General features: G+C 57.9%; 14 protein-coding genes and 1 pseudogene. 3 read left to right on the top strand and 12 right to left on the bottom strand.

Going from position 1 to position 13,983, the window contains the following annotated elements:
- Positions 1 to 62 precede the first annotated feature (62 nt).
- Together M989_RS08445 and trhP are read left to right on the top strand one after the other, a co-directional pair.
- Positions 63 to 395: a YegP family protein gene (locus M989_RS08445; protein WP_064544270.1), complete on the top strand. Its 333-nt coding sequence runs from the start codon at positions 63 to 65 to the stop codon at positions 393 to 395.
- A 154-nt stretch (positions 396 to 549) separates the two neighbouring features.
- Positions 550 to 1,911, top strand: coding sequence for a prephenate-dependent tRNA uridine(34) hydroxylase TrhP (gene trhP, locus M989_RS08440; RefSeq protein ID WP_064544267.1), 1,362 nt, complete (start codon positions 550 to 552; stop codon positions 1,909 to 1,911).
- 188 nt (positions 1,912 to 2,099) lie between these two features.
- Here trhP and M989_RS08435 read toward each other — a convergent pair whose 3' ends face one another.
- On the bottom strand, positions 2,100 to 2,441 hold the full coding sequence (locus M989_RS08435; protein WP_064544264.1) for a helix-turn-helix domain-containing transcriptional regulator: 342 nt from the start codon (positions 2,439 to 2,441) through the stop codon (positions 2,100 to 2,102).
- Positions 2,438 to 2,767 (bottom strand): type II toxin-antitoxin system RelE/ParE family toxin, encoded by a 330-nt coding sequence (locus tag M989_RS08430; RefSeq protein WP_064544260.1) that lies wholly within the window; start codon positions 2,765 to 2,767, stop codon positions 2,438 to 2,440. Before M989_RS08430 ends, M989_RS08435 begins: the two co-directional genes overlap by 4 nt.
- A gap of 145 nt (positions 2,768 to 2,912) precedes the next feature.
- Here M989_RS08430 and yegS point away from each other — a divergent pair, with 145 nt between their 5' ends.
- Complete coding sequence (gene yegS / locus M989_RS08425; RefSeq protein ID WP_064544257.1) at positions 2,913 to 3,812, top strand: lipid kinase YegS; 900 nt, start codon at positions 2,913 to 2,915, stop codon at positions 3,810 to 3,812.
- Here yegS and M989_RS08420 read toward each other — a convergent pair.
- From M989_RS08420 to M989_RS24505, 10 genes and pseudogenes are all read right to left on the bottom strand, one after another.
- Positions 3,809 to 5,098 (bottom strand): ABC transporter substrate-binding protein, encoded by a 1,290-nt coding sequence (locus M989_RS08420; RefSeq protein WP_064544255.1) that lies wholly within the window; start codon positions 5,096 to 5,098, stop codon positions 3,809 to 3,811. The genes yegS and M989_RS08420 overlap by 4 nt on opposite strands.
- A gap of 121 nt (positions 5,099 to 5,219) precedes the next feature.
- Positions 5,220 to 5,993 carry an ABC transporter ATP-binding protein gene (locus M989_RS08415; protein WP_064544252.1) on the bottom strand — a complete coding sequence of 258 codons (774 nt, stop codon included), beginning with the start codon at positions 5,991 to 5,993 and terminating at the stop codon, positions 5,220 to 5,222.
- 9 nt (positions 5,994 to 6,002) lie between these two features.
- Complete coding sequence (locus tag M989_RS08410) at positions 6,003 to 6,869, bottom strand: ABC transporter ATP-binding protein (protein WP_064544249.1); 867 nt, start codon at positions 6,867 to 6,869, stop codon at positions 6,003 to 6,005.
- Positions 6,841 to 7,746, bottom strand: a complete 906-nt coding sequence (locus M989_RS08405; RefSeq protein WP_064544245.1) for an ABC transporter permease — start codon at positions 7,744 to 7,746, stop codon at positions 6,841 to 6,843. The genes M989_RS08410 and M989_RS08405 overlap by 29 nt, the downstream gene beginning before the upstream one ends.
- Positions 7,743 to 8,780, bottom strand: coding sequence for an ABC transporter permease (locus tag M989_RS08400; protein ID WP_062778702.1), 1,038 nt, complete (start codon positions 8,778 to 8,780; stop codon positions 7,743 to 7,745). The genes M989_RS08405 and M989_RS08400 overlap by 4 nt, the downstream gene beginning before the upstream one ends.
- Complete coding sequence (locus M989_RS08395) at positions 8,777 to 10,399, bottom strand: ABC transporter substrate-binding protein (protein ID WP_064544242.1); 1,623 nt, start codon at positions 10,397 to 10,399, stop codon at positions 8,777 to 8,779. The genes M989_RS08400 and M989_RS08395 overlap by 4 nt, the downstream gene beginning before the upstream one ends.
- Positions 10,400 to 10,461: 62 nt before the next feature.
- Complete coding sequence (locus tag M989_RS08390) at positions 10,462 to 11,616, bottom strand: mandelate racemase family protein (protein WP_064544239.1); 1,155 nt, start codon at positions 11,614 to 11,616, stop codon at positions 10,462 to 10,464.
- Positions 11,617 to 11,883: 267 nt separating this feature from the next.
- The gene (gene fbaB, locus M989_RS08385) at positions 11,884 to 12,936 is read right to left on the bottom strand and encodes a class I fructose-bisphosphate aldolase (RefSeq protein WP_064544236.1); all 1,053 of its coding nucleotides are present in this window, start codon (positions 12,934 to 12,936) and stop codon (positions 11,884 to 11,886) included.
- Between the two features lie 144 nt (positions 12,937 to 13,080).
- Positions 13,081 to 13,881: a bifunctional hydroxymethylpyrimidine kinase/phosphomethylpyrimidine kinase gene (gene thiD / locus M989_RS08380; RefSeq protein ID WP_064544233.1), complete on the bottom strand. Its 801-nt coding sequence runs from the start codon at positions 13,879 to 13,881 to the stop codon at positions 13,081 to 13,083.
- A pseudogene (locus M989_RS24505) lies at positions 13,878 to 13,983 on the bottom strand (hydroxyethylthiazole kinase); the annotation flags it as partial. The gene thiD and the pseudogene M989_RS24505, both read right to left, overlap by 4 nt.

Here is a 13,983-nt window from a genome sequence, read left to right as displayed (position 1 = left end):
TCTCCCATACTCATAGTGTTAGTCGATACGTTCAACGCTATTAATTTAATCAAGGAGTCACCATGGCGGGTTGGTTTGAATTAAGCAAAAGCAGCAACGATCAGTTTCGATTTGTTCTGAAGGCGGGAAATGGGGAGATTATTCTCACCAGCGAGCTGTACACCACCCGGGCGGCCGCGGAAAAAGGCATCGCCTCGGTGCGGGTCAACAGCCCGCAGGACGCGCATTATGAAAAGAAAACGGCCACCAACGGTAAATTCCACTTCAACCTGAAGGCGGGCAATCATCAGGTCATTGGCACCAGCCAACTGTACGCGACCGAACAGTCGCGTGATAAGGGCATCGCCTCGGTGAAAACCAACGGCACCAGCGAGACCGTCAAAGATAATACCTGATGGGGAGATCCTCTGCCGGGTTGCCTCCCGCGACGACCCGGCGCTTTACCTCGCCTCCCCACAGCGCTACAATGCCCGCCCTTAATGTGGGGGCACTCCCCAACTCGCCGCATCAGGTGCGGCGAATCTGACCTGTCATCAGAACGAGAAAATCATGTTTAAACCGGAACTCCTTTCCCCGGCGGGAACGCTGAAAAATATGCGTTACGCTTTCGCTTACGGCGCTGACGCGGTTTACGCGGGCCAACCTCGCTACTCCCTGCGCGTACGTAACAACGAATTCAATCACGAAAACCTACAGCTCGGCATCAACGAAGCCCACGCGTTGGGTAAAAAATTCTATGTGGTCGTCAACATCGCGCCGCATAACGCCAAGCTGAAAACCTTTATTCGTGACCTGAAGCCGGTGGTGGATATGGGGCCGGATGCATTGATCATGTCCGATCCGGGCCTGATTATGCTGGTGCGCGAGCACTTCCCGGAGATGGACATTCACCTGTCGGTACAGGCGAACGCCGTCAACTGGGCCACGGTGAAGTTCTGGAAACAGATGGGGCTGACTCGCGTTATTCTTTCTCGCGAACTGTCTCTGGAAGAAATTGAAGAAATTCGCAGCCAGGTACCGGATATGGAGATTGAAATCTTCGTTCACGGCGCGCTGTGCATGGCCTACTCCGGCCGTTGCCTGCTCTCTGGCTACATCAACAAGCGCGACCCGAACCAGGGCACCTGCACCAACGCCTGCCGCTGGGAATACAACGTGCAGGAAGGTAAAGAAGACGACGTCGGCAACATCGTCCACAAATATGAGCCGATTCCGGTGCAAACCGTTGAGCCGACCCTCGGCGTCGGTGCGCCAACCGACCAGGTGTTTATGATTGAAGAAGCCAAACGTCCGGGCGAGTACATGACCGCCTTCGAAGACGAGCACGGCACCTACATCATGAACTCGAAAGACCTGCGCGCCATTGCCCACGTTGAGCGTCTGACGCAGATGGGCGTGCACTCGCTGAAAATTGAAGGCCGCACGAAATCCTTCTACTATTGCGCGCGTACCGCACAGGTGTACCGCAAGGCCATCGACGATGCCGCCGCGGGCAAACCGTTCGACACCAGCCTGCTGGAAACCCTGGAAGGCCTGGCGCATCGCGGCTATACCGAAGGCTTCCTGCGTCGCCATACCCATGACGACTATCAGAACTATGAATATGGCTATTCGGTTTCCGAGCGTCAGCAGTTTGTCGGCGAATTTACCGGCGAGCGTAAAGGCAACCTGGCCGCGGTGGCGGTGAAAAACAAATTCCTGATTGGCGATAGCCTGGAGCTGATGACCCCGCAGGGCAACGTCAACTTCACGCTGGAGCATATGGAAAACGCCAAAGGCGAAGTGATGCCGGTCGCGCCGGGCGACGGCCACACCGTATGGTTACCCGTGCCGGAAGATATGGCGCTGGAGTATGGCCTGCTGATGCGTAATTTCTCAGGACAATCCACTCGGAATCCGCATAACGGCTAGTACATTTATATTGTGTTTCAATAGCAAGGATTCTTAGAAATGGATCACAGACGGAATTATTGATTCCAGATACTATTCCTTCGCTGAAAAACATAACCCATAAATGCTAGCTGTACCTAGGAACCACCTCCTTAGCCCGTGTAATCTCCCTTACACGGGCTTATTTTTTTATTAAAGACGTGCAAAGTTCAGTGCGACGCCTTACTTAAGGTGAGCTGTAAACCCGCTACCGCAGCGAGCTGAGCTAGCGTCGTAACCGTCGGGTTCCCCTTTTCAGATAACGCACGGTAAATACTTTGACGCGCCAGCCCCGTTTTTTTCGCCGCCTCGGCAATCCCGCCCCGAGCCTCTAATACACGGCGCAAAGCGATAAGGAACCCTCCTAACCCCCCTTCCTCGTTAATCTCCTCGAGCGCGGTTTTTAGATAGAGGTCGGCATAATCAGGATCGGCTCGAAATGCTTCAATCATGAGCTTGTCACGGTCTACCGCTGGGGCGATGGTCTCCATTTTTTTAGTCGCTGCTGTCATTTAGCCCTCGCTTTAAAATCTCTAAGATATTCAACTGCTTTATCAATATCTGCGGCCTGCGTTTTCTTCGTACCGCCGATATGCAAAAGGATGATCTTCCCTTCTTCTAAGGAGTAGTACACTCGATAGCCTGGGCCATAATCAATACGTAGCTCCCAGACGCCATCCCTTTCAAATTTGTGGTCTCCGAAATTGCCTGATTCAGCCCGGTCTAGTCTGGTATCGATCTTTACGGCAGCTATTCGATCCTTCTTTTTTAGCCAGGCCAGCCAATCACTAAAAGGCTTATTACCGTTTTCATCCTGATAGAATTGAGATTTATACATCCCTTTACCCTCATTCCTTCTGCTGTTTTTAATTGTCACTTATAAGAGACAAACGAGCAAGGTGTTTGTCACCTACAAGAGACAACAGGCATATCTGTGTATCCTTTGTTACACTCTTTACATCCCCCTGTAAGAGGCCTCACGGATGTCAGATTTTCCAGCAAGCTTATTGATACTTAACGGCAAAAGCGCCGGTACGCCCGAGCTGCGCGATGCGGTCATGCAGCTGCGCGATGAAGGTGTGGTGATTCACGTACGCGTCACCTGGGAGAAAGGTGATGCCGAACGCTACGTCGAAGAAGCCGTTGCACTGCAGGTGGCGACGGTGATTGCCGGCGGCGGTGATGGCACGATCAATGAAGTGGCGACGGCGCTGATTCAGTGCGACAGCGAGCGGGTTCCCGCTCTCGGTATTGTGCCGCTCGGCACCGCGAACGATTTCGCCACCAGCGTCAATATTCCCACCGATATGGCTAACGCGCTCAAGCTGGCGATTGCCGGTCGTGACGTGCCGGTGGACATTGCCCAGGTCAATCGTGAAACCTGCTTTATCAATATGGCAACCGGCGGCTTTGGCACGCGCATCACCACCGAAACGCCGGAGAAGCTGAAGTCCGCGCTGGGCGGTGTTTCGTATTTGATTCACGGCCTGATGCGCATGGATACCCTGAAACCCGACCGCTGCGAAATTCGTGGTGAGAACTTTAGCTGGCAGGGCGACGCGCTGGTAATTGGCATCGGCAACGGTCGCCAGGCGGGCGGCGGGCAACAGCTTTGCCCGGAGGCGTTGATTGACGACGGCCTGCTGCATCTGCGAATTTTCACCGGCGAAGAGCTGCTGCCCGCGCTGTTGAATACGCTCGCCAGCGACGACGGTAAAGAGAATCTGGTGGATAGCGTCTCGCCGTGGTTTGAGGTCACCGCATCACATGAGATGACCTTTAACCTCGACGGCGAGCCGCTGAGCGGGACCTCGTTCCGCATGGAGATTTTACCGGCGGCGCTGCGCTGCCGCCTGCCGCCGGACTGCCCGCTTCTGCGTTAACGCATCGCGCGTTTTAAGATGCGTTCCGACTGACGCTTGAAATCCGCCGCCGCTTCGGCGACGGTTTTCTTACCGTAGTCGATGGACTGCAGCGCGCTGTCAAACTCCTGCACCAGCTGGGGGTCTTCCAGATACGGCGACACGCCGACCTTCGCCGGTAACGACAGCGCGAGCTTAATGCCTGCCACCGATGGGTCGTTGTCATTGATCACGCCGGATGCCTTCAGCGTCTCCACGCCGCTTTTGCTGAGCGGCACGCCGCGCTCCAGCCCGAGCAGCGTCACGCCCTCTTTGCTATTGAGCAGGAAGTTAATCAGCTTTGCCGCCGCCTGTGGGTGCTGGGTGGTTTTACCAATCGACAGCATCATCGACGGCTTCATAAACAGCCCCGCATCGGTGGCGCCCGGCAGCATCGGGTAGCCACCCAGCTCCAGCTTCGCCGGTGGTTTCAGGTTATCGGAATATTTGGTCACGGCGGTATTCCACATGTACACGCCGCCCCACTCGCCCTCAATCCACGGCTTCATCTCATAGATATTCCCCTTGCCGAAGGAAGCGTAGTACTTCATGTCGGGAATAACGTGATTGTCTATCAGCGTTTTATAGAGCTGGAAAAACTCCACCCACTGCGCATCACTGTAGCTGAACTTTTTGCTCTGCTCATTGATGGCCGGAATGTTGTATTTCTGCACCATATAAGAGTTGAGCAACGCCAGCACGCCGAGACTCTCCGGGGCCACCGGGTAGTATTGCTTGCCGAGCTTAGTCTCAAAGGTTTTCCCGGCCTGCATCAACTGATCCCAGTTTTGCGGATAGCTTAAGCCCGCTTTTTTCCACGTCTGGTCGTTGTAGTAGAAGATGCGCGCGGTCATGGCGACCGGGATGCCGTTCAACTTGCCCTTCACCGTCACCGGCTGAAGATCTTTGGCGGTGAACTGGTCCAGGCCGATTTCGTCTTTCACTTTATTGAGATCGTAAAAACCGTTGCCGTCTTTCGAGAACAGCGTCAGCCAGTTCCAGTTGGTTTGCATAACATCCGGCTCGGTGCCGCCCGCCAGCTGCGTGGTGAGGCGCGAGGTATGGCCGTCCCAGCCGGTATATTCCGCTTTGACGTTGATATCCGGGTTTTGTTGATGGAAGGCTTCCAGCGCGTTCAATGTCACCTGATGACGACTGTTGCCGCCCCACCAGGACATACGCAGGTCGATGGTTTCCGCGGCCAGCGCGGAGGCGGTACAGGCAGACAGTAATAACGGTAGGGCGATACGGTATGCGGATTGATGCATTTTTTATTATTCCCAGAGGCAAATTGGAAAAATAGGGGTAGGCCGGATAAGGCGTTTACGCCGCCATCCGGCACCCGCGCCGAACTGCCCGAAGGCGCTTCGCTTATCGGGCCGACAACGGCTAGTAAGCCGCCACCTCCCGCGCCATTTCGCGCGTGTACTGGCGGCTGGCGTTAACCAGCATCTGGGTGTACGGCGTTTTGGCCTCGCCGTTCACCAGCGCGTCAACGCTAAGCGTTTCAAGAATTTTGCCGTACTGCATTACCGCCACCTTCTGGCAGAGATGGGCAATCACGCCCAGATCGTGGGTCACCATCAGGTAGGTCAGGTTCGACTCTTTTTGCAGCTCCGCCAGCAGATTGAGGATCTCCGCCTGCACCGAGACGTCCAGCGCCGAGGTGGGTTCATCCAGCAGCAGTACCTGCGGTTCGAGAATCAACGCGCGGGCAATCGCCACGCGCTGGCGCTGGCCGCCGGAAAGCTGGTGCGGATAGCGGTCACGAAACGCCCGGTTCAGCCCCACGCGGTCGAGCAGCGTGTTGATGCGGCGGTCGCGCTCGCCGATAGCGTGTATTTGCAGCGGCTCTTCCAGAATGTCGCCGATGGTATGGCGCGGATGCAGAGAGCCATAAGGATCCTGAAACACCATCTGCACCTTACGGCAGCGTTCGCGGCTGATGGCGTGATCCAATGTCTGACCGTTAATCGCCAGCTCGCCCTGCCAGTGGTTAAACAGCCCGGCCAGGCACTTCAGCACCGTGGTTTTGCCGGAACCCGACTCCCCCACCAGCCCGTAAATTTCGCCGGGCTGGACGTGAAAATTGACGTCATACAACACCTGGTTGCGCTTCTCGCCCTCACCAAACACCAGGTTCAGATTTTTCACTTCAATCATGATGACTCCTTAATCCGTCAGCCAGCAGGCCTGACGCTGTAGCACCGGCAGCACCGGGCGACGATCGTGCATATCCGGCAGCGCGCTGATTAAACCCTGCGTGTAGGGATGCTTCGCGTTGTCGAGCTCGCAGGCGGCGATAGATTCCACCACCCGCCCGGCGTACATCACCAGCACCCGATCGCAGAAGCTGCGCACCAGGTTGATATCGTGGCTGATAAAAATCAGCCCCAGCCCGCGCGATTTCACCAGGTCGTCGAGCAGCCCCAGCACCTGCAAACGTACGGAAACGTCCAGCGCCGAGGTCGGTTCATCGGCAATCACCAGCTCCGGGTCGGTAATCAGCATCATCGCAATCATGATACGCTGCCCCTGACCGCCGGAGATCTCATGCGGATAGAGGTGATAAACCCGCTGCGGGTCACGGATGCGCACCACGTCGAGCATCTCCAGCGCTTTGGCTTTCGCCTCCGCCTTATGCCCCGGATGGTGCGTCAGCCAGGCTTCGGCAATCTGATCGCCCACGCGCACCACCGGGTTCAGCGAGTATTTCGGATCCTGCATAATCATTGAAATCCGTTTGCCACGAATGGTGCGCATCTGCGCTTCGCTGGCGTTAAGCAGGTCGATGTCGCCAAACTGCATGCAGCTTGCCTCGATACGCGCCTTTTTCGGATGCAGATGCAGCAGCGCGCGCCCGACGGTGGATTTACCGGAGCCGGACTCCCCCACTATCGCCAGTTTTTCACGCCCCAACTGGAAGGAGACGCCGCGCACCGCATGGGTGACCGCGTTGCCGTTGACGAAGTCGACGCACAGGTCGCGCACGTCGAGCAGCGGTGCAGCGTTATTCGCTGCGAGGATCGAGGATGTCACGTAGGCCATCTCCTAAGAAGTTGAACGCTAAGCTGTTGATCAGAATCGCCAGCCCCGGAATCGTCACCACCCACCAGCACTCCATCATGTAGGTACGGCCGCTGGAGATCATCGCCCCCCACTCCGGCTCCGGCGGCTGTGCGCCGAGGCCGAGGAAGCCAAGACCGGCAGCGGTCAGAATGATCCCCGCCATGTTCATGGTGATACGGATAATCACCGACGGCAGGCACAGCGGCACGATATGACGCCACAGCACCCTCGCCGGAGAGGCCCCCTGCAAGCGCACGGCGGAGATAAAATCCGCCTGACGCAGCGACAGCGTTTCGGCGCGCGCCAGACGCGCAATCGGCGGCCAGGCGGTGAGCGTAATGGCGATCACCACGTGCTCCAGCCCTGGGCCTAAGGCGGCGACGAACGCCAGCGCCAGCACCAGGCTTGGGAAGGAGATAAAGATGTCGGTGACGCGCATCAGCACCATGTCTACCTTGCCGCCGAAATAGCCCGCGCAGACGCCAAGCAGCAGCCCCAGCGGGCCGACGGTGACCGACACCAGCAGCACGATGTACAGCGTGATGCGCGAGCCATACACCAGACGGCTGAAGATATCGCGACCAAACTCGTCGGTGCCAAACCAGTGCTGCGCATTCGGCGCGGTAAGCGCGTTGCTTAAGTCCTGCACCAGCGGGTTATAGGGCGCAATCAGCGGCGCGAAAATCGCCACCACCAGCAGCAGGAAGATAATCCCGCCGCCAATCGCCGTTAACGGGTTACGCGCCATCTTGCCAATAAAGCCACCCGCTCGTGCCAGTGCGCGGACCAACCGCTGGCGGCCTTCGCCGCTAGCGCCTGAAAGGGAAGTATCCAGAGAAACCGTCATGATTTTGTCCTCGGATCGAAGAATTGATACAGCATGTCGGACAGCAGGTTGAGCATCACGAAGATCACCCCAACCAGCAGTACGCAGCCCATCACCGCATTCATATCGCCCAGCAGCAGGCTGCCGGTGAGATAGGAGCCAAAGCCCGGCCAGGAGAAGACGGTTTCAATCAGTACCGCCCCCTCCAGCAGCGAACCGTAGGCCAGCGCCACCACCGTCAGCAGCTGCACGAGGATGTTGCGAAACGCGTGATTCCAGATCACCTGACGCTCGGTCAGCCCTTTCACGCGGGCGGTGATGATGAACTCCTGCGACAGCTGCGCCAGCATAAAGCTGCGGGTCATACGGCTGATGTAAGCCAGCGAGTGGAAGCCCAGCAGCGCGGCAGGCAGAATCAGGTGATTAATGGCATTCCAGAACACCTCGCTGTTCCCTGCCAGCAGCGCATCCACGGTCATCAGCCCGGTACGGCGCGGCACGATGCCGTCCAGCCCCAGATCCACGCGCCCGGCGCCGCCCACCCAGCCGAGCCAGGCGTAAAACACCAGCAGCCCCATCATCCCCACCCAGAAAATCGGCGTGGAATAACCGGCGAGGCTGATAATGCGCACCACGTAGTCGGAAATACTGTTACGACGCGCCGCCGCCAGCACGCCCAGCGGAATGCCGAGGCCCGCGCCGACGATAATCGCCATCGTCGCCAGCTCCATGGTCGCCGGGAAGACGCGGATAATATCGTCGGTCACCGGTTTCCCGGTCAGCAGCGCGTTACCGAGGTCGCCGTGCAGCAGGTTGACGAAGTAAATGCCAAACTGGGTCATCAGCGACTGGTCAAATCCCAGCTGGTGATAGACCTGCTGATAGGTGCTCTGGTCGGCATCCGGGCCGACAATCGCCAGAACCGGGTCGATGGGCATCACGCGGCCAATGAAGAAGGTCAGCAGCAGCAGGCCAAACAGCGTAATCGCCACCTGCATCAACCGTTTTGAAAAGCGCCGGGTCCGGGAGCCGGGCGCGAGAATTGCCGTACTCATCCTTTATCTCCTTCGCTCACTTTGTAGACGTCACGCAAGAAGGTGGTCGCCGACGGGTGGGGTTTGTAGTCTTTCACTTCGTTGCGCACGACCACCGAATCCACCATCTGCGAGACGGGGATCATCGCCGGGATCAGCGCGTCGAAACGAGTTTGAATCGCCTGGTAATCGGCTATTTGCTTCTGCGGGTTACGTTCCAGCAGCGCGCCATCAATCATCTCGTTGAGCTGTTTGTCGTAAAAACCGGTACGCCAGCCCTGGAAGTTGGTGAGTCGCGCTTCATCGCTGTTGTCCGGGTTATAGACCAGCGCGCGCAGGCTGGAGTGCGGATGCGGCTCCATCCCGCTGCCCCCGCGACCGACCAGCATGTCGAACTTACGTTCGCGCATCGCGCCGTAGATCTGGTTGCCGGTACCGGTGATGATTTTGGCGTTGATCCCCGCCTGCATCAGCGTCGACTGAACGGCAATGGCGATATTGAGGAACGGCTGGTCCGAGAGCACGCGCAGGGTGGTATCAAAACCGTCCGGGTAGCCCGCTTCCGCCAGCAGCTTTTTCGCCTTCGCGAGATCAAAGCGGTAACCCGGATCCGGCAGCGTCGACGGCATGCCCGCCTTGATTGGCCGCTGGTGCAGTACGCCGTAACCCGGCATCAGCGCTTTGTTAATCCCCTGATAATCAATCAGGTAGCGTACCGCCTCACGTACCTTCGGGTTGGCGAAGTGCGCCTCTTTCATGCTCATCGCCACGTAGTACATGGTGCCGCGTTGCACCGCGTCGACGGTAAGCTGCGGATCTTTGCGCAGGGCGTTGATATCGGATACCGCCATATTGTTGGCAATATCGAGGTCGCCTTTTTCAATCATCAGACGCAGGGTCTGCGATTCCTGGAAATGGCGCAGCACCACGCGGCTCATCTTCGGCTCGCCCCGCCAGTAGTCCGGGTTACGCTTCATGCGCAGCACGTCTTTGGCCTGCCAGGTCTCCAGCATAAACGGCCCGGAACCGGCTTCGTGCGTGGTCAGCCACTTGTTGCCCCAGTCGTTATCCTGTTCATGGCTCTGCACGGTTTTGCTGTCGAGCACGCCGAGGTTACCGAGCGCGCCGAGCGAGTAAATCACCAGCTGCGGATCGTTCGCCTTTGGCAGCACAATCTGCACCGTATAGTCGTCCAGCGCGGTCACCTGCTTATCGACGTTCTTTTTGCTGAAGCCGTAAGACTTCCACACCGACGCCTGTGCGAGGTTTAGGTGCAGAATACGACGCATCGACCACACCACATCGGCGGCGGTCAGCGGGTTGCCGGAGTGAAACTTGACGTTGTTTTGCAGATGGAAGGTCAGCGTTTTGCCATCCGGGCTGATGTCCCAGGATTTGGCCAGTGCCGGTTCGACGTTGGTCAGCTGTTCTGGGTCCAGTTCAACCAGCGAATCATAGAGATTGACCACGATACCGACCACTTCATTACCGGTCATCGCGGCCGGGTCGAGGGTCAGCAGATTGTTCATGTTCATGCCGATGATGAGCTGATCCGGCGGCGTTTTTGCCAACGCCGCCCCGCTCCCCATCGTCATCGTGAGCGCGAGCAAACACGCTCCCAGTAAGGAGGATTTTTTCATCTATCTGTCGCCTGTAGGGTACGACAGGCTACGAATCCGTACGCGCCTGTCTTTGTTATATGTCAGTCGTGGCTAACGGTATTGGCTTCGATATAGGCAAAATTGATGTCTTCGCCCAGTCCCGGGCGTTGAGACAGATGAACAAAGCCATCCGCGTCCATCGGGTCGATGATGCTGTTCAGGTAGGCCGCCGGCTGGTCGTAGTCGAGGAACGGATGCAGCAGGCCGCGCTCATACCAGCGGCAGTTACGGATCGCGCCGACCACCGCCAGGCTTGCCGCGCCGTTGCCGTGTACTTCGCAGTCCATACCGAAGGATTCCGCCAGCGCCGCCACCTTCATGGTCGGCGTAATGCCGCCCACGCCGTTAGCGCCCGCGCGCAGAATGTCGCACGCGCCCGCTTTCACCCAATCCGCACGGCTGTGGTGCTTACCGCCGAAGCTTTCCGGCCCGATAATCGGGATAGAGAGATTTTCCGCCAGCCACGCGTAGGACGACATGCTGTCCTCTTCCATCGGTTCTTCAAACCACGCGAAGTTGAGTTTTTCCAGCTCTTTACCAATCCACAGCGCTTCGGTGCGGCTGTACCAGTGGTAGCCGTCAATCATCAGATCGATATCCGGGCCGACCGCTTCACGCACCGCGGCGCAGGCTTTGATATCCATTTTCGGGTTCGGCGCGAAGGAGACCGGCGGCATCCAGGTATGCAGCTTGATGGCCTTGTAGCCGCGCGCCACCAGCGTTTCAGCGAAGACCGCGTACTCTTCCGGCGTGGACAAACCGCCGGCTAAGTCGTCACCGCACATGGTGCTGCCGTAGGCCGGGACTTTGTCACGATAGCCGCCGAGCAGTTTGTAGACCGGCATATTGAGCTTACGCCCAATCAGGTCCCACAATGCTTGTTCCACGAAAGACAACGCGCGTTCGGTAAGCTGGTGCGCGCTACCCCGCTGCCAGTGCACCAGGTCCTGCCAGATGCGCTCACGGTCGAACGGATCCTGACCGACCAGCACTTTACGGAAGAAAGTATTCACCACGAACGGGCGCACGATTTCCGGTGGTGCAAACGAGTAGCCCTTGCTGCCATCGTCCGCGGTAATCGTCAGCATTGCCATTTTGGCCATGCTTTCTGGCCCCGGATGCGAGTGCCCGGCGCTATCCGAGACCCGTCGGGTAGGATGCTGGAAAACGGTGACATTTACAGATTCAATTTTCATTATGTGTCCTTAGTACAACATTCGATTGCCGCTCATCGCGTCACAATCCTGTGTCCAACACTGATCCGATAAAACGGTTTTAGGGAATTGAAAAGGCGTTTCACGACTAATCTAAGCACAAAATAACAGCGCTTCCACGGACAAATAGCGCTAACAATCGGCTGTTTTTTGGGCATGCGCACAAGGGGGCGTGATGTTTTTCACAAAAGGATAACGAAGTGTGAAGGGGATCGGCCTTCCCACCCGGGCGGATGGGAAGGCGGTAGACTAGGCGAAGGGGATTTTGCTGTCGAGGTAGACATCCTGCACGGCGTTGATCAACTGCACGCCGTCGGCCATGGATTTTTTAAACGCTTTGCGGCCCAGAATCAGCCCCATGCCGCCAGCACGTTTGTTGATAACCGCAGTACGTACCGCATCGGACAGGTCGGTCTCACCGCCCGCCGCACCGCCGGAATTGATCAGCCCCGCGCGGCCCATATAGCAGTTCGCCAGCTGATAGCGCACCAGGTCAATCGGGTTGTCGGTGGTCAATTTGCTGTATACCCGATCGTCGGTATAGCCAAAGTTCACCGCTTTATAGCCGCCGTTATTTTCGGCCATTTTTTGTTTGACGATATCCGCGCCGATGGTGGCAGCCAGATGGTTGGCCTGACCGGTCAAGTCGGCGGAGACGTGATAGTCAACGCCGTCTTTCTTAAACGCCGGGTTGCGCAGATAGGCCCACAGTACGGTGACCAGCCCCAGCTCATGCGCGCGCTCGAAAGCGGCTGAGATCTCCTCAATCTGGCGGCGAGACTCTTCTGAACCAAAATAGATAGTCGCCCCCACGGCCACCGCGCCGAGGTTGAAGGCCTGCTCAACGCTGGCATACAGCGTTTGATCGAAAGTATTTGGGTAGCTCAGCGTTTCGTTGTGGTTGAGCTTCACGAGGAACGGAATGCGGTGCGCGTAGCGACGCGAAACCGACGCCAGCACGCCGTAGGTGGAGGCCACGCAGTTACAGCCCGCTTCAATAGCCAGTTCGACGATGTTTTTCGGGTCAAAATAGAGCGGGTTGGCGGCAAACGAGGCCCCGGCCGAGTGCTCAACGCCCTGATCGACCGGCAGAATCGACAGGTAGCCCGTGCCGGCTAAACGCCCGGTGTTGTAGAGCGTCTGCATGTTTCGCAGCACCGCAGGCGGGCGGTTATTATCCACCATCACCCGGTCAACGTAGTCGTGGCCAGGCAGGTAGAGCTGGTCGGCTGGAATGGTCATACAACGATGCTGTAAAAGGCTGTCGGCATCTTTGCCAAGCAACTGCGCAATATCAGTCATAGCTATGCTCCCGTAAGCGCCGACATCATGTCGGCTGGATGTCCTGCTCAATTTTTTGAGCAGGATAAGCCTGGTACCGGGGGCGCAGAATGTCCAACTTTTGTCGGTTTTAACGCACACGCTGCTGGCACGCAGACGGGACAGCTACCACCATTCGTGGAAATGATGTACCGGGCCAATCCCCTCGCCCACTTCCAGCGTATCCGCCTGAGCCAGTGCCCTGGACAACCAGGCTTTAGCGACCGGCACCGTTTCCTGCCAGCTTGCGTGACGTGGCCGTAACGCCGCCAGCGCCGCCGACAGCGTGCAGCCGGTGCCATGGGTGTTTTTGGTCACTACGCGCGGCGCGGTAAAACGCATTTCACCGTCGGCGGTAAACAGCCAGTCCGGACTTTCGGCGTCGTCAAGGTGGCCGCCTTTCATCAGCACCGCCTCACAGCCCAGCGCCCGCAGCGCCCGTCCCTGTTCAAGCATTTCGCGTTCGCCGCGAGCATGCGGCGCATCGAGCAGCGCTGCCGCTTCCGGCAGGTTTGGCGTAATCAATGAAACCTGCGGCAGCAGACGCTGACGCAGCGTCGCCACCGCCGATGCGGACAGCAGCGGATCGCCGCTTTTCGCCAGCATCACCGTGTCGAGCACCACGTTCTGGATACGATAACGCGCAAGCCGTTCGGCCACGGCTTCAACAATATCGGTCTCGGCCAGCATGCCGATTTTGGTGGTATCAATGCGCACGTCGCTGAAAACCGAGTCCAGCTGCGCGGCGACAAAATCGGGTTCAATGCGATAGACCGATTGCACCCCGCGGGTGTTTTGCGCCACCAGCGCGGTCATCACCGAACAACCGTAGGCACCCAGCGCGGAGAAGGTTTTCAGGTCGGCCTGAACGCCCGCGCCGCCGCTAGGGTCGGTACCGGCGATGGTCAAGGCGTTAATGCGCTTCATACCGCCACCTCCGCCTGCATCGCATACAGCGCATCGAGGAAGGCTGGGACAAAGCTCCCCGGCCCGCGCCCCTCGGCGGCCTGCTGCCCGGCGAGTTTCATC

The organism is Kluyvera georgiana ATCC 51603, from assembly GCF_001654985.1.
Taxonomy (GTDB): Bacteria; Pseudomonadota; Gammaproteobacteria; order Enterobacterales; family Enterobacteriaceae; genus Kluyvera; species Kluyvera georgiana.
This window is presented reverse-complemented; position numbering and strand designations above follow the sequence as displayed.

What these genes read in the sequence shown, in the direction of transcription:
- M989_RS08445 (WP_064544270.1), top strand. Translation starts at nt 63, where the DNA reads ATGGCGGGTTGGTTTGAATTAAGCAAAAGCAGCAACGATCAGTTTCGA.
- trhP (WP_064544267.1), top strand. Translation starts at nt 550, where the DNA reads ATGTTTAAACCGGAACTCCTTTCCCCGGCGGGAACGCTGAAAAATATG.
- M989_RS08435 (WP_064544264.1), bottom strand. Translation starts at nt 2,441, where the DNA reads ATGACAGCAGCGACTAAAAAAATGGAGACCATCGCCCCAGCGGTAGAC.
- M989_RS08430 (WP_064544260.1), bottom strand. Translation starts at nt 2,767, where the DNA reads ATGTATAAATCTCAATTCTATCAGGATGAAAACGGTAATAAGCCTTTT.
- yegS (WP_064544257.1), top strand. Translation starts at nt 2,913, where the DNA reads ATGTCAGATTTTCCAGCAAGCTTATTGATACTTAACGGCAAAAGCGCC.
- M989_RS08420 (WP_064544255.1), bottom strand. Translation starts at nt 5,098, where the DNA reads ATGCATCAATCCGCATACCGTATCGCCCTACCGTTATTACTGTCTGCC.
- M989_RS08415 (WP_064544252.1), bottom strand. Translation starts at nt 5,993, where the DNA reads ATGATTGAAGTGAAAAATCTGAACCTGGTGTTTGGTGAGGGCGAGAAG.
- M989_RS08405 (WP_064544245.1), bottom strand. Translation starts at nt 7,746, where the DNA reads ATGACGGTTTCTCTGGATACTTCCCTTTCAGGCGCTAGCGGCGAAGGC.
- M989_RS08400 (WP_062778702.1), bottom strand. Translation starts at nt 8,780, where the DNA reads ATGAGTACGGCAATTCTCGCGCCCGGCTCCCGGACCCGGCGCTTTTCA.
- M989_RS08395 (WP_064544242.1), bottom strand. Translation starts at nt 10,399, where the DNA reads ATGAAAAAATCCTCCTTACTGGGAGCGTGTTTGCTCGCGCTCACGATG.
- M989_RS08390 (WP_064544239.1), bottom strand. Translation starts at nt 11,616, where the DNA reads ATGAAAATTGAATCTGTAAATGTCACCGTTTTCCAGCATCCTACCCGA.
- fbaB (WP_064544236.1), bottom strand. Translation starts at nt 12,936, where the DNA reads ATGACTGATATTGCGCAGTTGCTTGGCAAAGATGCCGACAGCCTTTTA.
- thiD (WP_064544233.1), bottom strand. Translation starts at nt 13,881, where the DNA reads ATGAAGCGCATTAACGCCTTGACCATCGCCGGTACCGACCCTAGCGGC.